Here is a 19,478-nt window from a genome sequence, read left to right as displayed (position 1 = left end):
TCATTATAAAAATAAGCAAAAAGGACTACTTAATATGCGTAATAAAGCATCATCCCATCTACGTGGTTTAGCGGTAACTTGGGACGCCGATATGATCTCGCCATTATGTGATGGCGGTGTTGGGTCTCGTTCAAGTTTTGTTTGTTCCGAGTTTGTGTTGCCAGCCATTAAAAGTGCTGTGCACTTAAATGTCTCGGCGCTAGGCTTGTACCAAGTATTTTTGAATGGTCGTAAGGTGGGAGACGATTACCTTACCCCCGGTCTTACGTGTTATGACGACCGCCTTTCTTTTCAAACCTATGAGGTAAATGAATACTTACAACCTGGTATTAATAAAATCGAAATTTGGCTCGCGGATGGCTGGTATCGTTCGCAGATAATGTGGGAAGACTGCAAAATCTTAAATTGCTGGGGCGACACACTTGGCGTGATTGCACAGCTTCAAGTAGATAATGAGATAGTGTGTAAAACGGATGACAGTTGGCGTTCCGGTGTTACTCCTGTGTTGCAATCTGGTCTCTATTTTGGCGAAGATTATGACGCTCGCGAAGACACGCTCGTCGTCTCCCATGGTGTGAAAAAAATCGAGTTTGATAATGCGTTATTGGTGCAGCATGAAACCAATGCGGTGAAAGCATTACCCGCGGTCGCCCCTCTTAAAACCTGGCAAGAAAACGACGATCTGATTGTAGATTTTGGGCAGAATTGCAGCGGTGTTATTCGTCTTAAAGTTGAAGGGGAAAGAGGGGCAAAACTGTATATCGATTTTGCTGAAGTGTTAGACGGCGAAGGGGGTTTGATCGTCGAAATTACCGCGCAGCACGCGTGGCAAACCAATATACATTAAGTGGACATGGCATTGAATCGTATGAACCTCGTTTCACTTTTATGGGCTTTCGCTACGCCAGAGTTAAAATAACAGGCAATGCCAAGTTGCATGCTATTCAACAGATTCCTCTCACTTCGGTTCCGCAAGTCATGGCTGGATTTGAGTGTGATGTCCCCGCGGTTAATCGACTTGTACAAAATACTTTATGGTCACAACGTTCAAACTTCATTGAAATCCCAACCGATTGTCCGCAACGAGATGAGCGCTTGGGCTGGACTGGCGATGCGCAGGTGTTCGCGGGGACCGCTTGTTGGTTGGCCGACTGTGAGTCGTTTTTTATTAAGTATTTACGTGATGTGATGCACGACCAACGTCCTAACGGCGCGATTTCGCATTTTTCTCCCGATCCGACTCGACTTTATCCCGATAAGTTTTTCGGTGATTGGGCGGGGTCTACAGGCTGGGGAGATGTGATTACCGTGATGCCTTGGCAGTTGTATTTGCATTATGGCAACGTGGATGTGCTTAAAGAATGTTTTCCTGCCATGCAGCGTTGGGTGGATTACCTTTGGTCTATCTCTGACGGCCCGATCATAAAACCGAACCTAAAATGGGGCGCACATGGTTTTACCTTTGGTGATTGGTTGCAGCCAGTTGGCGATAATCGTAAACCTCGACCTACCATTGCGGATGATTGTGCGGCGACTCTTTATCACTATATCTCCACAGACATAGCCGCAAAAGTGGCGAACCTTCTTGCTCAGACGGATGCTTCTGCTGCACTAGAACAGCGTACTACTCGTATAAAAGCCGCCTTCGCCGATGAGTATTTTAGCAACACAGGGCGTCTTGCACATAATGATCAAACTTCTTACGCATTGGCATTTTTATACGATTTAGTGCCAGAACAGCATTTCCAGTCAGCCAAGCAATATTTTCACGATGTGATCGTGGATGCTGACTATCTTATCGGTACAGGCTTTATTGGGACGCCAGCCCTGTTACCAGCGTTAAGTAAACTTGGTATGACGGATTTGGCTGAAAAGGTGTTTTTAAACAACAAGGTGCCAGGATGGTTATATCAAGTTGAGCGTGGCGCAACGACCATTTGGGAGCGTTGGGATGCGATTGGTCAAGACGGCACTATTTATGATCCCGATATGAATAGCTACAACCATTATGCCTATGGCGCTGTTTGCCAGTGGTTGTTCGAGTCCGTCGCAGGCGTCAGCCCGGTTGCACAGGCTCCTGGTTATCAAGAAGTATTGATTGATCCTACTTTTTTACCCGCCTTAGGTCATATTTCTATGTGGCATGATTGTCGTTTAGGGCGGATAGAAGCTAGTTGGAAACTGGAGGGCAACAAAGCCATCTACACGCTTTCTTTACCAAAGGGTTGCACGGGAATTTTGCCTCTTAGCAAGTATAAAGAAGACGTTCAGGTGAATGGCAAACGGGTGAATGATGTGGCGAGCAAAATGGTGCATTTAACTGGAAAAAATGAGCTGATTTTTGGTCTTTAACCTGTGGTTTTAAAGACTATTTTTTTACCCAACAATAAATTTAAAAAGAGGGTGTAATATGAAAAATAAAGCGAACAAACTGATTATCTCAGCATTCGTTGTATTGGGTGCGTCCGTGTCAAATGCGACTGAGTTAAGCATACTTGTCGATAACAGCCCAGACACGGTAGCTTTAACGCAAGCACTGACTTCGGCCTATAGTAAACTTAACCCGGATGTAACGTTTGAAATCGAGTTAAGACCCGGAGGCGGAGAAGGCGATAATATCGTCAAAACGCGTCTTGCAACAGGTGAAATGACAGATGTTTTTCTCTACAACTCAGGCTCGTTATTACAAGCGTTACGACCATCAAGAACGCTTGAACCGATCAATGATATTGCCAATTATTCGAACATTTTATCCAGTTTTACTAGTACGGTGAGCGACGCAGAAGGGAATGTTTATGCTGTGCCGATTCAAACAGCTATGGGCGGTGGCATATTTTACAATAAGCGTGTTTATGCAGAGCTAGGGCTTAAAGTGCCAAAAACATGGCAAGAGTTTATGGCCAATTGCGCGATCATCGCTGAAAAATCAAAAGCCGCGCCTATTGCGCAAACATATCGAGATACATGGACATCACAATTGCTCGTCCTTTCTGATTTTTTTAATGTGCAGGCAGAAAATCCAAGTTTTGCGACGGACTATACGAATAACAAGGCTAAGTTTGCCACTACACCTGCGGCATTGAGAGGCTTTGAAAAACTTCAGCAGGTGTCTGAGGCTGGCTATTTTAATGATTATTATGGGGCAGCGACCTATAACGATGGCTTAAACATGGTTGCCACTGGTAAAGCGGTTCACTACCCTATGCTGACGTTTGCTATTCCCTCTATTAAGCTGAATACGCCAGATTATATTGAGGATGTTGGGTTCTTCGCTCAACCAGGAGATGACGCGGATAAAAATGGCTTAACGGTTTGGATGCCGGCTGGGTATTACATTCCAAAAGAAAGTGATCAAAAAGAAGAGGCTAAAGCTTTCCTAAACTACATTGCAACAGTCGACGCTTGTGATGTCATTACTAAAGCCATTGGTGCCAACGGCCCTTATCTAATAAAAGGCTGTACTCTACCGGATAATGTTTACCCAGCAGTGAAAGACATGTTGCCTTATTTTCAAGAAGAAGGCCGCACAGCTCCCGCTTTAGAGTTCCTTTCGCCAATAAAAGGTCCAATGCTTGAACAACTTACCGTTGAGGTGGGATCGGGTATTAGAAATGCACAATCAGCGGCTGAGCTTTATGACCAAGATGTTGCGAAGCAGGCCAGACAGCTGAATCTACCAAATTGGTAAGGGCTTTATCTCCTTGTTAGCGCTGTAAAAAGGCGACTAATAAGGAGGTGATTGGAGGATTTATGAAAAGTAGTCGATCTTACCCATATTGGTTTATTTTACCGGGAGGGCTGGTGTATCTGGTGCTATTTCTAGTGCCAACGGTTGCCGCTTTTTGGTTTAGTTTGACCCATTGGGATTTATTTGAAACCCGTTTTATTGGTTTGGATAATTATTATCAGTTTTTGAGAGAGCCTTTTCTAATCACTGGGGTTGTGAATACGGTGATTTTTGGTGTGCTTACATCCATAGCCAAGTCTGTTTTGGGATTGTTACTGGCTGTTTTATTGACATCAGGCTTACTGGGACAAAGCTTTTTAAGAACCTTAATTTTCTTCCCTGTTTTGGTCTCTACCATAGGTGTCGGCATTGCCTTCGCGGAAATCATGCACCCAGCAAGAGGGATGTTAAACATAGGGCTAAGTTATTTTGGTATTCAAGGTCCTGCTTGGCTGATTGATCCTAATTTGGCGCTTTTCTCTGTTGCCTTGGTGGATATTTGGAAAGGGGTTGGGCTGGCCACACTGATTTATATTGCAGGTCTTGCGACCATAAGTTCTGATTATTATGAAGCTGCACGCATTGACGGTGCTACTAAGTTGCAAATGTTTTTCCGCATAACGGTTCCCCTGGTTCGTCCGGCTACAGTGACAGTGGTAACGCTTTCTTTGATTGGTGGCTTACGTTCATTCGATATCATTTGGGCGATGACAAAAGGCGGCCCTGGATTTTCTTCTGATGTATTAGCATCGGTTATCTATAAACAGTATCAGGCTGGTTTCTATGGGCTTTCGACAGCGGGTAACATTATTTTGTTTGCGCTGGTGGCTTTTATTGTGATTCCTCTAACCTATTGGTTCAACCGTAGAGAGGTGGACTTATGAAACGTCAGCAAATTATCAATGGTGTTATAGCTCTAGTTATTGGCGTTTTAATCTTTGTTACGCCTTTTATTTTTATTGGCCTCACGGCGGTAAAATCGGCGGCCGAGGCTTCTCAACTAGGGCTGTCATGGCCTTCTGAATGGTTATTTTGGGATAACTTAGTGGCAGTAATTCAAGCCAGAAATTATATGTTGCTGCTTGCCTATTTTAATTCAACCGTGATTACCGTTGGTGCTATTTCATTGTTAGTTATTTCTGCGGCTATGATTGGTTATGTTATACAAAGAAGACCATCTAAATGGAATGGTTTTATTTACGCTTTGATACTAGCCGGATTGATGATTCCGCCTGCCGTTGTACCAACGATTTGGCTGCTTAAAGAACTGCATTTATTTAAAACCTTGCACGGTATGATTTTGATACAGGTGGCCTACGGTCTTTCTTTCTCGGTACTGCTGTTTCGCTCTTTTATTGCCAGTATTCCAAGAGATCTTGATGAAGCAGCCATTATTGACGGTGCTAAACCTTGGCAGGTGTTTTTTAAAGTTATATTGCCCCTGTTAAAACCAGTAACGGTAACGGTTATCTTGGTTCAATCAGTCACCATATTTAATGACTTTACCAACCCACTGTATTACTTGCCTGGCAAAGATAACGTGACAGTACAATTGACTTTGTATAACTTTCAAAGTCAGTTTTCTTCCCAGATGAATTTGCTTTTTATGAACATTCTTCTCGTCACCATACCGCCTCTTATTATGTTTATTTTCTTTAATAAGCAAATTGTAAAAGGTATGACCGCAGGTGCAGTAAAAGGATAAAACGATGGCTACCGTAAGATTAAAAAATATACACAAAGAATTTAATGGCGTTAAAATTCTGAAAGGCATTGATTTAGACGTGAATGATGGCGAGTTTTGTGTGTTTGTCGGACCTTCCGGCTGCGGAAAATCCACCTTGTTACGTATTATCTCAGGTTTGGAAGACGCAACCAGCGGTACAATTGAGATCGGGGGAAAAGATGTTACTAAGTCCGATCCAATTGATCGTGGCATTGCTATGGTATTTCAAAGTTATGCTCTGTATCCGCACTTGACTGTCAGAGACAATATTGGCTTTGGTCTGAGTTTAGCTAAGCGTCCTAAAAACGAGATTAGAGAAAGAGTAGATGCTGCTGCGAAAATGTTGCAGCTTGAATCTCTTCTGGATCGCAAACCCAAAGATCTGTCTGGTGGACAGCGTCAGCGTGTGGCGATTGGTCGTGCCATCGTACGAGAGCCAGAAGTGTTTTTGTTTGATGAACCGCTTTCTAATCTGGATGCGGCGTTGCGTTCTAAAATGCGCATCGAATTGACGGAGCTGCATGCCACTTTGAATGCCACCATGATCTATGTTACCCACGATCAAATTGAAGCCATGACAATGGCTGACAAGATTGTGGTACTCAATGCAGGTCATATTGAGCAGGTTGGCACGCCTATGGAGCTATATCATCATCCCCAGACGCCTTTTGTAGCCGGTTTTATTGGTAGTCCAAAAATGAACTTGTTTGAAGGGGCTATTGCCAAGGAACATAACGCTGATCTTTACGGAATACGTCCTGAGCATTTGACCCTATCGCCGAAAGAAGGGAAATGGAAAGGCGTTGTTAAACACATTGAGCAGCTAGGGGCTGATGCTATTGTCCATATTCACGTTGAGTCATTGGGAATGCTGGTGGTTCGTGTAGATGGGGACTTCTCTATTACGGCTGGAAGTACTATATACGCCACACCACAAGAGGGAAAAGAGCATCTTTTTTAGGGCGTGACAGTAGTTAAAAAAGAGGGACCTTATTTAGTCCCTCTTTTTACTTAGCTGTCCAATAAATTCGAGACTAAGACCGAAACCGTAGGTTGTCTCTAGATAGCTGGTTAATCGATGTTTTGCCCATGAGTTTCATGTCCCGTTCGAGTTCGGCTTTCATGAGTCCAAGTGCGCGTTCAACGCCTGGTTGTCCAGCGGCGGCGAGTGGGTATAAGTACATGCGGCCGATGCCGACGGCTTTGGCGCCAAGAGATAAGGCTTTAAGTACGTGGGTGCCCCGTTGGACGCCGCTGTCGAAGATGACATCGATTTCATCGCCTACTTCATCAACGATTTCTGCGAGCTGATCGAAGGAGCTGCGCGAGCCATCCAGTTGACGTCCGCCATGGTTGGAAATGATCACGCCAGTGCAGCCAATCTCAACTGCTTTGCGGGCGTCCTCTCGGCTCATGATGCCTTTCAAACAAAACTGGCCGTCCCAGAATTTCACCATTTCCGCCACGTCGTCCCAGTTCATCGATGGGTCGAGCATGTTGGTAAAGTAGTCGCCAATCGAAGTGGCGCCTGATCCCATGTCTATGTGTTCTTCAAGCTGCGGCAAACGGAATTTTTCGTGGGTGACGTAGTTAATGCCCCACATGGGTTTGAGGACAAATTGCAGCATGCCTTTTAGGTTTAATTTAAAAGGAATGGCGAAGCCTGTACGAAGGTCGCGTTCTCGGTTGCCGCCAGTAATGGAATCGACTGTTAACATCATCACTTGCACGCCTGCGTCTTTCGCCCGTTGCATCATGGCGCGGTTCAGTTCGCGGTCTTTATGAAAGTAAAATTGATAGACCTGAGGTGTGGTGGTTTGCTTGGCTATCTCTTCCATGCTCACTGTGCCAAGGGACGACACGCCAAACATGGTGCCGTATTTTTCGGCAGCATTGGCAACGGCTCTTTCACCATCGTGATGGAATAATCGCTGCAAGGCTGTTGGCGAACAGTAGATTGGCAGGGCGAGTTTTTGTCCCATCACGGTAACGGACAGATCTACGTCTTTTACGCCATTGAGAACACTGGGCACTAGGTCGCAGGTTTCAAATGCAGCCGTGTTGCGGCGGTAGGTTGTCTCGTCGTCGGCGCCACCATCAATGTAATTGAAGATCGGGCTTGGTAGGCGTTTTTTGGCTAGGGTGCGAAAGTCTTGGAAGTTGTGGCAGTCTTTGAGACGCATGGATTCTGCTCCTTTTATTTTGTTCATTCACTATAGTCTCAGTTCTATTTATAATAAATACGACATAAACTAATAAACTCTTTCCAAAAACGTCTTAATTAAAAGGACGCAACATTGAACGCAGCCGATTTAACGCTTTTTGTGAACGTTGCCGATGCGGGGTCGTTTAATAAAGCGGCTCAGCAAGCCGGGTTGTCGACACCAGCCTTAAGTAAACGCATTAGCAAGCTTGAGCAAGATCTCGGCGCGCAGTTGATTCACCGAACGACAAGACGGCTCAGTCTCTCCGAAGCAGGGGAAAGCTTATATGTTCACGCCAAGAATATAGAAGGCCAAGTGAGCGATGCGATTGCTTCTGTGTCGGCGTTTAGTCAAGGTCTCACAGGCACAATAAAGATGTCCGTGCCGACGATTTCTGGGGAATTGCTATTGGCGGAAGCGGTGGCGGAGTTTTGCCAAAAATACCCTAATATTACCGTGGATATGCGCCTTGAAAATGACTTTGTGGATCTGGTTGGCGAAGGATTGGATCTGGCGATTCGTACTGGCAAGTTGGAAGATTCCAGCCTAATTGCCAAGCCTTTGATTCAATCAAATTGGGTGGTCTGTTGCTCGCCAAGTTACATTCAGCGACATGGTGACGTCAGAAGCCTAGAAGCCCTGAAAGATCATAATTGCTTAGCGTACACCTACCAAGCCCAAGGCTCGTTTGATTGGCGCTTTACTCGAAACAACATTGAAGAAAGTGTGCGCATCAGCGGTAGTTTCGCTACAAATAACGCTCAGGCTTTACGCAAGGCCGCCTTGGCGGGTTTTGGAATCGTCTATGTGCCGCGTTGCTGCGTGTATGAAGATTTGCAGCAAGGTAAGCTGGTTGCTATTTTGACGGATTATCAACCACGCCGACTGGGCGTTTACGCTATTTACCCCTTTACCAAATACCTGCCGGAAAAGCTTCGCTTATTGATTGAGCATATCAAACAGGCGTATCAAGCTAAGAGCAAATATTTCTGATCGAGATCAAGAGGCATTTAATAGAGTGTAAGATCCTGTAAATTCTGTCTTCTTTTAATTCGCGACGCTGTTTATTACAGGAGTATTTTTGGTTTCCTTGATATCTGGTGTAGCAATGACAAAAAGAGAAAAACAATGTGTTTTTCCCTTTTTGTTTTATGGCTATTCTAACCCGATCAATTGGTTTCGAGTAGGCAATCCTTCGCTGTCACCCCGTACTTGTACGGTTAGGGAACCCAATAAATTACCGCGACGAGCAGCTTGTTCCATGGTTTTACCATCAAGCAAGGCTGAAATCACACCCACGGCAAAGCTGTCGCCAGCGCCGACTGTGTCGACCACTTTTTCCACTGGGAAGCCTGCAACCGTTCCTGATTCACCTGTACTGGTTTTGAAATACGCGCCTTTGCTGCCGAGTTTAACGATCACGGTTTTGACGCCATGCTGGAGATAAAAGTCTGCAATCACTTCAGGTTGGTCGCTACCCGCGAGGATTTTACCTTCTTCTATACCTGGCAAAACAATGTCGCTGGCAAAGGCAAATTCATTAATGGCTGCCACCATGGTCGCTTGATCTGGCCACAAAGTCGGGCGCAAGTTGGTGTCGAATGAGACGCTGCAGCCTTGCTCTTTTGCGAGCCTTAAGGCGTGCTTTGCGGCGTCGCGCATTGGCATCGAGACGGCTGCGGCAACGCCAGTAAGATGTAAGTGAGTGTTTGTTTTAAATAAGCCGCTGTCTATGTCGACAGTGCTCAGTGTTGACGCCGCTGAGTTGCGACGGAAGTATTCTACTTTAGGGTCACTGCCGTCGGTAACGTTCGATTTCAGCATGAAGCCAGTAGCATGGTTCGTACTTTCAGAAATCCAATCGGTACGAATGTTTTCTTTGCTGATCGCTTGGCGAATAAATTGACCAAAGCTGTCTTTGCCCACCTTACTGATGTAACAGGATTCAAAACCCAAACGTGCCATACCGATGGCGACGTTGACTTCGGCTCCAGCTAAAGAGCGTTGGAACTCTTCAATGTCAGCCAGTTGGCCTGGTGTGTTGGCCACAAACATGGCCATGGCTTCACCCAAGGTGACAAAGGTGTGTGTTTGCGTATTTTGCATGTGGATTGCCCCTGACGTTTTTGTGTTTACGGAGGTCAAAAAGTGTTCGAGAAAAGTATCATGGAATCGGTTCCATGAATAGCAAGAAAAGTACTTTCATGCTGTTTGAGTGGCTTTATGGGTGATGCGTTTTTTAAAGAGAGTGTCGAATAACGAGTTCGGCTTTGAGCTTGATGTGTTGTGCGGCTTCGTTGTTACCTTGGACTCTAGCAAGCAATCGCTCGCAAGCGGTTTGACCGATGAGTTGTGTTGGCTGGCGCATTACGGTGATGCCGCCTTCGAACAGTTGTGCCCATTCTGGGTCGTCTATGCTGATGAGACCAATTTGCGTGCCGATACGAATATCTAGCTGTTTCAAAGCTTTTGCAGTGCTCATCATGGCGACCCCGTTGGTGGTGAAGATGGCTTTTTTGCGTTTTGGGTGAGTGCTTATAAAATGTTCGATGGAATTGATAAGAACGCTATGGCTCAATTTTTCGATTTCAATGACATCGCAGGGCATGTTGTCGTGTGCTTTGGTGAAAGCGCGAATAGCATCGACCCTTGCTTTGCGCGGATCAATGGTAATGGATTCGGTCACCACTAAAATGGCGTCGTAAGCCTCAGTGAGTAAGTGTTCGCAGGCCTCGTTTACAGCGGCTTCGTTGTCGAGCCCAATGGCGTCGAATCCTAACGAGGTATTGATTCTATCAACCAGTACTAAGGGGCAAGGCAGGCGTTTCAAATTACTGACTTGTTTTTGTGCCATGCCCGCTGTGTTAACTATGATGCCATCGACTCGATGAGCCTCTAGAAGAGACAAATAACGGTCTTGTAATTCGTCTTGGTTGTCTGTGTTACAGACCATTAGCATGTAGCCTTCTTGGCGGCAAACATGCTCGATACCTTGCAACACTTCGATGGAGTAAGGGTTGGTAATATCAGCCAGTAACAGTCCAATTAGCTTAGAATGTCCCGCTCTGAGCATCCGAGCTGAATGGTTAGGACGAAAATCCAGATGAGCGATGGCTTGCGCGATTTTTTCTCGTAGCTCTTCCGGATAATTTATCTTGTTCCCCATTGAGGTAACGTGAAACACTGGTCTTACCCACTTTGGCGTATTTTGCAACGTCGGAAATGGTGGTGAAGTTTTTGTTGTTTTGCTTCAGCAATGTGTTGTCTCAATGGTTATTGTAGCGAGTCGTTAGATAGGCGTTTTTGGGTACTGTAAACTATGATCCTAGCTTGGCGCAATCGCGCTCAATTTTTGGTAGCAGGCGTTTTATGAAAATCTTCAGTTGTCAGCAATGTGGTCAAACCGTGTTGTTCGAAAATACTCATTGTGAACAATGTTCTTCTTCGTTGGGTTTCTTACCTGATCAATTAGAGCTCAGTGCCTTGCAGTCCGTGGATAACGCATGGCATGCACTGGCAGACACATCGGTTCCAGCGAAGCGTTGGTATTATTGCGAGAACCATCAGCATCAAGTGTGTAATTGGATGGTTGAAGAAGGCGGCAGCACATTTTGTGTCGCCTGTGAGCTAAACCGTCACATCCCAAACCTAGAGAAAGTAGAAGAGCGCCAAGCTTGGCAACAGCTGGAGTTCGCTAAGCATCGTCTGGTGTATTCTATTTTGCGTCTTGGGTTGCCATTGGTTAGCAAGAAGAGTGAACCGGAAGATGGCTTATCTTTCGATTTCATTTCAGAAAATAACGTCGTACCAGAGGACGCGAGTGCCATGACAGGGCACGCCGCAGGGCAAGTGACAATCAATGCTGCTGAGGGCAATACGGTTGACCGAGAGCAAATGCGCGAAGACATGAACGAGTCTTATCGGACGGTCATTGGCCATTTTCGTCATGAAGTAGGCCATTATTATTGGGATTGGCTTATTTTGGAAGATGAGGACGCGCTGGCTGAGTGTCGTGCCATTTTTGGGGATGAGCAGGCGAGTTACGCTGATGCGTTAGAAGCCCACTACAAAACGCCGAATGCCAATTGGCAGCAATCGTTTGTGAGTGTCTACGCGTCTTCTCATCCTTGGGAAGATTGGGCGGAAACATGGGCGCATTATCTGCATATTATCGACACATTGGAGATGGCGAGCGACTTTGGCTTCAGTCTTCAGCCTATTGCGGACAGTAGAAAAAACCTAGCCGTAATGGTGAATATTGACCCTTATCGACACGACAATTTTGATGACATTCTCGCGCAGTACGTACCGTTGACGTTTGCCGTAAATAATTTGAACAGAGGCATGGGGCAACCTGATTTATACCCTTTTGTTTTGGTACCCGCGGTGCGTGAAAAGCTGTCGTTTATCCACCGTTTACTGACGCCATACCGTCATAAGCGATAGGCGCGTTGGGAGGCTCATTTGGTGTGATTCATGGCAACTAATAAGGCGATCCGTTATCATGCTCGGCAATGGGAATGTGTTCGCCACTTCCTGACTTTTAATCCCTTAGGATCCCAATGAAAAAGACCTTTAAACTATCTCATCCGACTATTAAATACCCACGTTTAATTGAAGCAACAAAGCACGAAGTCAAAAAATACCTGAAAAAGAAGAGCGTAACAAAAAATTGCCAGAATACGCTGACTTTTGGGGGTTTGATTGTCGTTTTGGTCAAACAGAAGACAGTGCGGAAGAGATTCATGTCGCTCAAATCAATGAAAAAATCAGCTTTGCTGAAAGCCAAGAATGGACTCAGTTTTACCTTGAGATTTTGGCGGCTCCAGCGCAACGCGCAAAACGTGATACGCTGGAACAAGACGAAGCGCAAGAAGGCGAATTTGAAGAGCAAGACGGTGACGAAGAACGATAAGTTCGCCGTTTATTGTGGATGATTTGATATTAACGTGAAAAGCCAGGTCACGCGGTGTGTGACTTGGCTTTTTTATGTCTCCTGTTATGGCTCATTAGGCCGATGCCCGTCTATAGTGACGTGGATCACGTCACTTCAACAAAGCTCATAAAACCTGTTTTTAGGTGTTCGATGATATGGCAGTGATACATCCAACGTCCCGGATTATCGGCTACTAGGGCTGCAAGTACGGTTTCATTTTGACCCAGCAAGACGGTATCTGAATGGAATGGTGTAATGGCTTTTTTGTTCGATTTTAACACCGTGAAAGTATGACCGTGGATATGAATCGGATGGTGATATTGGGTCAAATTTGACAGCTCGAAAATATAGGTTTTACCGCGCTCTAATGTGGCAAGAGGATCTGGAATATGGCCTTTTGACATGCCTTCCCAAGAACGGCGATTCATCGTCCAGAAGTTGTAGCTCACCTTGCCATCTTTCTCTATTGGCGTGATGTTGGCGTTCCATTCAAACGCAAATTTAATGGTTTCCGCGTTCTCTAAATCCAGCGCAGGGATGGGGTTGAGTGGCAGCTTAGGTAAGCGCCGGTCTTTAAGTTGGCTCGCCACGGCTTTGATGGTCACCATCGGCTTACCCTTGTGTTTAAAGGTGACGGTTTCTCCCACCTTGCTCGGTGCTATTACACCAAGATCAAGGCGCATTCCCGGTGCGGCCATGTGATTGGTTAACACAATGGGTTCTGCAATTGGATTGCCATCAATAGCAAGGATCTGAGCGTCTGGATCGGTTGAGTTGATTTGGTACATCACTGTGTTATCCACATTCAAAAAACGTACTCGAATCGCTCCGCCAGCAGGGACGTTATAGGTTGGGTGGATTTCACCATTGATGGTCATGACGCGACCGGGTGTCCCCATACGAAAAGCATTCTGTGGCGTCGTTAACGCGGAAAAAGAACCATCGTCTTTGATGTGCCAGTTCTTCATGCAAAGCACCAGATCTTCATCAAAGTCTGGCTTCTCAGCTTCATCAACAATCAGAGCACCAACCAAGCCTTTGCCGAGTTGCTCGACGCTGTTCATGTGTGGGTGATACCAGAAAGATCCCGCATCCGGTGGCGTAAATTCGTAGTCGAAGGTTTCACCGGGCATGATGGGCGGTTGGCTTAAAAACGGCACGCCGTCCATTTCAATAGGGATTCTCATGCCATGCCAATGAATGGTCGTCGGCTCGTTTAACTTGTTGATCACACGAATACGAACGGGCTGATGCTGTTTAGCGCGAATCACAGGTGCAGGGTATCCGCCATTAAAGCAAAGTGCTGGCGTGCTGCCGCCAGCTACGATGTTCACAGCGGCCGCTTCGATGATTAATTCATAGTCGAAACCCGCAGACGGTGTAGCGGCAAGAACGACTCTCGGCAGTGAACTGCTCATGGCGACTAAAAGGCTAGATTTTATAAAATTACGTCGGTTCAAAACGGTTTTTCCTGTGAGTTATTCTCGTAAACTTCGGCAAAGAACGAATTTAATGAGGCAAAGCATAACAAAAAACACTCACGCCATAGTGGCTTGGGTCAGTTTTTTAGCGATAGCCTTGCGCCTGCAAGGTAAATAAATGCGCGTATTGGCCTTGTTGTGCTAATAGTGAATCGTGGGTGCCGCGTTCTTTAATTTGCCCATGTTCCATGACGATAATTTCGTATGCGAGTCGTACGGTAGAAAAACGGTGAGAAATCAGAATCGCCATTTTATCTTTAGTATGCTCTTGGAAATGCTGGAAAATATTGGCTTCGGCTTGGGCGTCCATGGCTGCTGTCGGTTCGTCTAACACCAAAATATCGGCGTCTTCGCGCATGAAAGCGCGGGCCAAGGCGATTTTTTGCCATTGCCCACCAGACAATTCTTGTCCGCCACGGAACCAGCGGCCAAGTTGGGTTTGGTAACCTTGTTCCAGCTCATCAATAAAGTCGGTGGCCTTGCCAAGCTCGGCTGCTTTTTTCCAACCGGTTTGATCGTTAAATCTGTCGTTATCGCCAGCGCCGATGTTTTCGCCAACAATAAATTGATAGCGAACAAAGTCTTGGAATATCACGCCAACACGTTTTAGTAATGCGCTTTCTTCCCATTCCAGCAAATCCAAGCCGTCTAGCAAGATTCGCCCTTGGGTTGGGTTATACAGTCGCGTTAGTAGTTTGATCAGTGTGGTTTTGCCAGAGCCATTTTCTCCAACAATCGCAAGGCTGTGACCAGGGCGAATGTGCAGGTTGATGTTGGCAAGTGCCGGGCGTTCGTTACCTGGATATTGGAAAGAGACGTTTTCAAAACGAATGCCATCGTTTGGAATAGTGCCTTTTGAAAGGCCAGAAGTCGAAAGCGGCGTTTCTTGTTCTAAATATTCGTAAAGATTAGATAGATATAAATTGTCTTCGTACATGCCACTAATGGAAGTGAGTGATGCGGAAACCGAGCTTTGACCTTGCTTGAATAACAGCAAATACATAGTCATTTGTCCCAAAGTAATCGCGCCAATAATGGTGTCGCTGACGATCCAACCATAGGCGCCATAAAACACTAAGGTACTTATCACGCCAAGGGCGAAGCCCCAGCTTTCACGGCGCAAAATCAGTCGCTTACTTTCTCTGAATAGCTTGATGAATATTTCGGTGTAGCGTTGCAAAAAACGGTCGCCCAGTTGGTACAGACGAACTTCTTTGATGTTGTCTTCTCGCGCCAGTAGCGTTTCTAAATAGTTTTGCTGGCGCACTTCGGGGAGCGCCAACGAAACATTAAAAAAGCATCACCAGAAAATTTGGCCTCGGCGATAAAAGAAGGCAAAGCGCCACAAATCAATAATGCCAACGCCCACGGCGAAAAGTGCCACAGCAAGACCGCAAAACTGGATAACGTAATGGCATTTTGTAGCAGGGCAAAGGTTTTATTCACCAGAGCAAGCGGGCGGCTGGAGGCCTCACGGCGAGCACGAACTAATTTGTCGTAAAACTCTGAATCTTCAAAATGCGAGAGTGTTAGGCTTTGGGCTTTCTCTAAGATCAGCAAGTTGACTTTTTGGCCTAATAATCCTTGTAAAATGGCCTGCTGAGCGGTTAAAGCGCGTTGTGCGGCAGCAATGACTAAAACCAAGATGCCTTCCAATAACACGTAGCTGAGAGCGGCTTGGTAATGCAAGACTTGGTCTTGTTTGTAGCTTTCCATAGCTGCCACGACGGCATCTACGATCAATTGTCCCACATACGCCATGGCGGCTGGCGTGACACCGGCAACTAGAGTCGCCATCGCCAAGCCGATGGTTAACGCTGGGGAGGTTTTCCACACCAAATCAATGGCGCGACGGCTATAACGAAACACGCCAAGCATGTTTTTATCGACAGTATTATTTGGTGAAGCGGCAGGTTTCATATAGCGAGCCTAGAGGTCAGGGGCGGTGAAAGACGTCATAGTATAAGCCAAAAGAGTGTTCTTTATTGTTCTGTGAATTGTGTAATCTGAAAGGAAAATAACTAGGCGAGTGGGCATGATAAAAAAGGGAGAGCATTGCTCTCCCTTTTAATACTAAACGGATTCAATCGGTTAAAAGAATAACCAAGAAATTAACTGCACGACACCCACAATGATGCCTGCAATGGCCAGCAGTAATAGGCTATTGACTGTGTATTTTAGGCGTTTATAGGCTTTACGGTTGGTTTGCTTTAGGACTTTGCTTTGCTCTAGCAGCGGTGTGACTGTTTTGAATATTTTATTCGCGAGGCCACTTTTGTCGTCACTGGTGTTCGGCACGATGGACGCGCGCATCAGTATTTTGTAACAAAAATTAATGATTTTACCGAGTGGATTAACTGGGCGATCAAAATCGCACATCAAAATCAAACGACTTTGGTCTGTGTTGTTTTTAACAAAATGCAGATAGGTTTCATCAAACAGAAGGTCTTTGCCATCGCGCCAAGCGTATTGTTCGCCATCAATATTGATGAAGCAATCGTCTGAGTTCGGTGTTTCGAGTCCCAGATGATAACGCAGTGAACAGGCAACAGGATCAAGGTGGCGTGTTAGTTCGGAATTAGCAGGCATAAATGCAAACATTGCTCCGTTTATGTTCTTGATTTTGCTTAAAATTTCAGTGGTTTTCGGACACATGGTTTGCGCCGATGTGTGAGTGTAGCCATACCACTTCACGTAAAATTTACGCCATCCGTATTTGTGAAAGGTTCTAAACCCAACGTCGTAATAGGCATCTGAGCCGGGCTTATTTATGTTTTCTAAGTCGCCTTGTTGTTGAAGAGCAAGGGCTTCGTCACGAATAATTTCCCAGTTGTCACGCAATACGTCCAGTTCTTTGTATTGCAATGTATCGATAATAGGACGACGGACTTTTTGCACGAAAACAAATACAACAAGCAGTTTAATGGGGCAAAAATAGGCCAACCTTTGCGGAAATATTCTGACCAGCTGGTATAGCGAATGTTTCCTCGGTAAGTGTAGATGTAATACATCGAGCACACACTAAGAGTGGCAATGAGCAATAGAATTATCGCTAGCTGCATCGGTTTTATTCCCATTTCGAAAGTTATTAGTCAATTTACTTACTAATTATTTACTAAATGTTACGAAATGTGAATCGCTAAATGGAGGGATTACTTTGCACAATAGTGATTTAAATCAATCTGATTTTGATTGGAATTTTAGACTTTTCTAGGTCTGCATCATGGTTAGGTTTTTTTGTGCAATAAATATTCGATATATTGAGAAATATTGCATGATTTTTCTTTTATTTAAGAAAAAATGCCGCTTTATGCGGCATCACTTTCTTGGAAGTCATTGGTATCATCCATATCAAATACAGCCGCGCTGTCTTCTTCGCTGTATACAATGTCTTCGTCTGTTTCAATAACCAAGTCTTCCAGCGTTTTTTTAGCGGTCGCTTCTGTCAAGTTTAGTTGTGTGCTGGTGGCTTTTGGGCTTGGCTTTTTCGCTTTTTGAGCTGTTTTCTTTTTATTGCTTAAAATGTCCAGCAACGATTCTTTGTTTTCAGCAAGGTACATAGAAAGTGCTTCTTTTTGTCCATGATCTTTCGTTAAATGACTTTGATCCAATAAGTCATATAAGGCTTCCGCCGTGTCTAAAAGTTTGTCGTATGTATCGGCTTCGGCTTTTGAAGTAAACGTCATTTTTTCGATTCCATCGCGTTCTACAACATATTTGATAATTACAGGCATGATCCACCTCTTGAAAAATAATGCTGTATAAATGTACAGTATAATTTTCCTCTTTGTCTAGTGCTTTTATTTGTTGATCTGAACAATGGTTGTTAAAGTTACGCCCTTGACAAAGGAAACACTTTTTATGCCCGTTGATTTTTCCCAATTAGACCTTTCAATTTTAATGGATCACGTTGAGATCGTTTTGACGCTTGCTTGGATTTTATTGTCCTATATTGTGCGACGTTATACGAAACGTGCGATTCGCCTTCATCAGAATATTGAACACGATAAAAAACGTCAGCGGATCAACACGGTGGATAACATTTTCAACCTTTTTCTTGTGGTTGGTTTGGTGTTGATTTGGTCGTCGGAATTGCAAAACATTGCCATATCTATTGCTGCTTTTATGGTGGCTTTGGTGATTGCTACTAAGGAATTTATTGCCTGTATCATTGGCGCATTTTATCGAGCGAGTACGCGACCCTATCAGGTTGGAGACTGGATTCGGATCGCCAATTATGAAGGCGAAGTTACCGACAGTGATTGGCTATCGACCACGTTGTTTGAAGTGGATTTGAAGGGCGGCAGCTACGCTTACACAGGACGAACGACAGTGGTGCCAAACAGTGTGTTGCTGCTGCAAACGGTTCAAAATTTGAACTATATGCGTCGTTATGTCACGCATACGTTTTCTATTTCGCGTGCGACAGACGAGGTGAATTTGTTCACCATTAAAGAACAAATATTGGACAAAATTCGTGAGTACAGTGAACATTTTCATGATGTGGCTATTCGTTATAACAGCCTGATTGAAAAACGATTGGACATTAAAATTTCAGGACCGGAACCACGTGTTCGCATTACCACTACGGTAGAAGGTTACAACGTGTTTAGCATTTCTCTTTTTTGTCCAACAGATGAGGCGGTCGAGATAGAGCAAAAAGTGACGGAAGATTTTATGGCTTTTTGGTATGCCAATCGACTTGCAAACCAACAGACGGTGGAGAATAAATAATGACACTGATGCGTACCTTTATGTTGTTAATGTTGGTGTCCACCACGCTGATTACCTCGGGTTGTAACAGCTTTCGCATTCCTGAAAACGAGGTCAATGAAGAAGTCACAAAGCAACTTGCTCAGCCACAACAAAACCACATTGAATTAACGTTAGACAGCAATACGTTAAACCTCGATTTGACGGTGACCGCCGCCCACATTGATTTCACAGAACGCGATGGCGGTTTGGTGCTGGTTGATTTGACCAGCAATATGACGGGAACGCTGTCGGCATTTGGGCAGACCTTTTCCTTGACGACTAAGGTCAATCCGTCTTTTGAGTCGGGGGTGCGTATTGAAGAAGACCGTTTGTATTTGGTGGCGCCAAAAATAACCAAAATTGAGGTAGAGGGCTCCAGTTTTAACGATAAAATGCTGCGCTCCACATTGGGCTCCTTGCATGATGATTTTGAAAAAGCTTTGGTTCAGTACTTTGATGAACACCCAGTTTATGTGCTGAATCATTCACCGTTCGAAAAAACAGCGGCCTCTATGGTGAAAGACATCATAATTAAAGAAGACTCGTTAGAACTGTCCATTTTTTAAATAATGCGCTGTTTTGTGGCAGTGTCGTTTTGAGAAAGTAACAAATAAGAGTCTAGGTAAGTGGCGTTATAATCACTATAATG

General features: G+C 45.0%; 16 protein-coding genes and 3 pseudogenes. 11 read left to right on the top strand and 8 right to left on the bottom strand.

All coding sequences use genetic code 11. The annotated features are described in order from the left end of the window. Positions 1 to 34: 34 nt before the first annotated feature. The 6 genes and pseudogenes from N5P32_RS10845 to N5P32_RS10820 all read left to right on the top strand — a co-directional run. Positions 35 to 861: pseudogene (locus tag N5P32_RS10845) on the top strand (family 78 glycoside hydrolase catalytic domain); the annotation flags it as partial. 27 nt (positions 862 to 888) lie between these two features. Then, positions 889 to 2,352 carry an alpha-L-rhamnosidase-related protein gene (locus tag N5P32_RS10840; RefSeq protein WP_409371100.1) on the top strand — a complete coding sequence of 488 codons (1,464 nt, stop codon included), beginning with the start codon at positions 889 to 891 and terminating at the stop codon, positions 2,350 to 2,352. 58 nt (positions 2,353 to 2,410) lie between these two features. Then, complete coding sequence (locus tag N5P32_RS10835) at positions 2,411 to 3,688, top strand: ABC transporter substrate-binding protein (protein ID WP_265729086.1); 1,278 nt, start codon at positions 2,411 to 2,413, stop codon at positions 3,686 to 3,688. A gap of 62 nt (positions 3,689 to 3,750) precedes the next feature. Next, on the top strand, positions 3,751 to 4,611 hold the full coding sequence (locus N5P32_RS10830) for a carbohydrate ABC transporter permease (protein WP_265729085.1): 861 nt from the start codon (positions 3,751 to 3,753) through the stop codon (positions 4,609 to 4,611). Continuing rightward, a complete protein-coding gene (locus N5P32_RS10825; protein ID WP_111608416.1) occupies positions 4,608 to 5,432 on the top strand; it encodes a carbohydrate ABC transporter permease in 825 nt (274 codons plus the stop codon). Before N5P32_RS10830 ends, N5P32_RS10825 begins: the two co-directional genes overlap by 4 nt. Before the next feature lie 4 nt (positions 5,433 to 5,436). Next, entirely contained in the window at positions 5,437 to 6,414 is a 978-nt protein-coding gene (locus tag N5P32_RS10820) for an ABC transporter ATP-binding protein (RefSeq protein ID WP_265729084.1), read from the top strand. Between the two features lie 73 nt (positions 6,415 to 6,487). Here the strand turns inward: N5P32_RS10820 and N5P32_RS10815 are convergent, their stop codons facing one another. After that, the gene (locus N5P32_RS10815; RefSeq protein ID WP_265729083.1) at positions 6,488 to 7,636 is read right to left on the bottom strand and encodes an alpha-hydroxy acid oxidase; all 1,149 of its coding nucleotides are present in this window, start codon (positions 7,634 to 7,636) and stop codon (positions 6,488 to 6,490) included. A gap of 114 nt (positions 7,637 to 7,750) precedes the next feature. Between N5P32_RS10815 and N5P32_RS10810 the strand changes: the two genes are divergently transcribed. Beyond that, positions 7,751 to 8,650 carry a LysR family transcriptional regulator gene (locus N5P32_RS10810; protein ID WP_265729082.1) on the top strand — a complete coding sequence of 300 codons (900 nt, stop codon included), beginning with the start codon at positions 7,751 to 7,753 and terminating at the stop codon, positions 8,648 to 8,650. A 162-nt stretch (positions 8,651 to 8,812) separates the two neighbouring features. Here the strand turns inward: N5P32_RS10810 and N5P32_RS10805 are convergent, their stop codons facing one another. From N5P32_RS10805 to N5P32_RS10795, 3 genes are all read right to left on the bottom strand, one after another. Further along, the gene (locus tag N5P32_RS10805) at positions 8,813 to 9,763 is read right to left on the bottom strand and encodes a sugar kinase (protein WP_265729081.1); all 951 of its coding nucleotides are present in this window, start codon (positions 9,761 to 9,763) and stop codon (positions 8,813 to 8,815) included. A gap of 133 nt (positions 9,764 to 9,896) precedes the next feature. Next, complete coding sequence (locus N5P32_RS10800; RefSeq protein ID WP_409371099.1) at positions 9,897 to 10,781, bottom strand: LacI family DNA-binding transcriptional regulator; 885 nt, start codon at positions 10,779 to 10,781, stop codon at positions 9,897 to 9,899. Further along, the gene (locus N5P32_RS10795; protein ID WP_265729104.1) at positions 10,744 to 10,854 is read right to left on the bottom strand and encodes a hypothetical protein; all 111 of its coding nucleotides are present in this window, start codon (positions 10,852 to 10,854) and stop codon (positions 10,744 to 10,746) included. Before N5P32_RS10795 ends, N5P32_RS10800 begins: the two co-directional genes overlap by 38 nt. 172 nt (positions 10,855 to 11,026) lie before the next feature. Here N5P32_RS10795 and N5P32_RS10790 point away from each other — a divergent pair, with 172 nt between their 5' ends. Then, positions 11,027 to 12,103, top strand: coding sequence for a zinc-binding metallopeptidase family protein (locus N5P32_RS10790; protein ID WP_265729080.1), 1,077 nt, complete (start codon positions 11,027 to 11,029; stop codon positions 12,101 to 12,103). A gap of 116 nt (positions 12,104 to 12,219) precedes the next feature. Beyond that, positions 12,220 to 12,572 (top strand): annotated as a pseudogene (locus N5P32_RS10780) (DUF6172 family protein). Between the two features lie 125 nt (positions 12,573 to 12,697). Here N5P32_RS10780 and N5P32_RS10775 read toward each other — a convergent pair. The 4 genes and pseudogenes from N5P32_RS10775 to N5P32_RS10760 form a co-directional block, all read right to left on the bottom strand. Next, positions 12,698 to 14,011 (bottom strand): multicopper oxidase family protein, encoded by a 1,314-nt coding sequence (locus tag N5P32_RS10775; RefSeq protein WP_265729078.1) that lies wholly within the window; start codon positions 14,009 to 14,011, stop codon positions 12,698 to 12,700. A gap of 148 nt (positions 14,012 to 14,159) precedes the next feature. After that, positions 14,160 to 15,994: pseudogene (locus N5P32_RS10770) on the bottom strand (ABC transporter ATP-binding protein). A 171-nt stretch (positions 15,995 to 16,165) separates the two neighbouring features. Continuing rightward, positions 16,166 to 16,972 carry an aspartyl/asparaginyl beta-hydroxylase domain-containing protein gene (locus N5P32_RS10765; RefSeq protein ID WP_265729077.1) on the bottom strand — a complete coding sequence of 269 codons (807 nt, stop codon included), beginning with the start codon at positions 16,970 to 16,972 and terminating at the stop codon, positions 16,166 to 16,168. A gap of 410 nt (positions 16,973 to 17,382) precedes the next feature. Continuing rightward, positions 17,383 to 17,808 carry a YebG family protein gene (locus tag N5P32_RS10760; protein WP_265729076.1) on the bottom strand — a complete coding sequence of 142 codons (426 nt, stop codon included), beginning with the start codon at positions 17,806 to 17,808 and terminating at the stop codon, positions 17,383 to 17,385. Between the two features lie 127 nt (positions 17,809 to 17,935). Between N5P32_RS10760 and N5P32_RS10755 the strand changes: the two genes are divergently transcribed. Together N5P32_RS10755 and N5P32_RS10750 are read left to right on the top strand one after the other, a co-directional pair. After that, complete coding sequence (locus N5P32_RS10755) at positions 17,936 to 18,808, top strand: mechanosensitive ion channel family protein (protein WP_265729075.1); 873 nt, start codon at positions 17,936 to 17,938, stop codon at positions 18,806 to 18,808. Next, entirely contained in the window at positions 18,808 to 19,395 is a 588-nt protein-coding gene (locus tag N5P32_RS10750) for a DUF1439 domain-containing protein (protein WP_265729074.1), read from the top strand. Before N5P32_RS10755 ends, N5P32_RS10750 begins: the two co-directional genes overlap by 1 nt. Positions 19,396 to 19,478: the final 83 nt, after the last annotated feature.

The organism is Marinomonas pontica (assembly GCF_026191375.1).
GTDB lineage: Bacteria > Pseudomonadota > Gammaproteobacteria > Pseudomonadales > Marinomonadaceae > Marinomonas > Marinomonas pontica.
The sequence above is the reverse complement of the archived record's forward strand: the minus strand, read 5'-3'. Positions and strand labels throughout refer to the sequence as shown.

What these genes read in the sequence shown, in the direction of transcription:
- N5P32_RS10840 (WP_409371100.1), top strand. Translation starts at nt 889, where the DNA reads ATGGGCTTTCGCTACGCCAGAGTTAAAATAACAGGCAATGCCAAGTTG.
- N5P32_RS10835 (WP_265729086.1), top strand. Translation starts at nt 2,411, where the DNA reads ATGAAAAATAAAGCGAACAAACTGATTATCTCAGCATTCGTTGTATTG.
- N5P32_RS10830 (WP_265729085.1), top strand. Translation starts at nt 3,751, where the DNA reads ATGAAAAGTAGTCGATCTTACCCATATTGGTTTATTTTACCGGGAGGG.
- N5P32_RS10825 (WP_111608416.1), top strand. Translation starts at nt 4,608, where the DNA reads ATGAAACGTCAGCAAATTATCAATGGTGTTATAGCTCTAGTTATTGGC.
- N5P32_RS10820 (WP_265729084.1), top strand. Translation starts at nt 5,437, where the DNA reads ATGGCTACCGTAAGATTAAAAAATATACACAAAGAATTTAATGGCGTT.
- N5P32_RS10815 (WP_265729083.1), bottom strand. Translation starts at nt 7,636, where the DNA reads ATGCGTCTCAAAGACTGCCACAACTTCCAAGACTTTCGCACCCTAGCC.
- N5P32_RS10805 (WP_265729081.1), bottom strand. Translation starts at nt 9,763, where the DNA reads ATGCAAAATACGCAAACACACACCTTTGTCACCTTGGGTGAAGCCATG.
- N5P32_RS10790 (WP_265729080.1), top strand. Translation starts at nt 11,027, where the DNA reads ATGAAAATCTTCAGTTGTCAGCAATGTGGTCAAACCGTGTTGTTCGAA.
- N5P32_RS10775 (WP_265729078.1), bottom strand. Translation starts at nt 14,011, where the DNA reads ATGAGCAGTTCACTGCCGAGAGTCGTTCTTGCCGCTACACCGTCTGCG.
- N5P32_RS10760 (WP_265729076.1), bottom strand. Translation starts at nt 17,808, where the DNA reads ATGCCTGTAATTATCAAATATGTTGTAGAACGCGATGGAATCGAAAAA.
- N5P32_RS10755 (WP_265729075.1), top strand. Translation starts at nt 17,936, where the DNA reads ATGCCCGTTGATTTTTCCCAATTAGACCTTTCAATTTTAATGGATCAC.
- N5P32_RS10750 (WP_265729074.1), top strand. Translation starts at nt 18,808, where the DNA reads ATGACACTGATGCGTACCTTTATGTTGTTAATGTTGGTGTCCACCACG.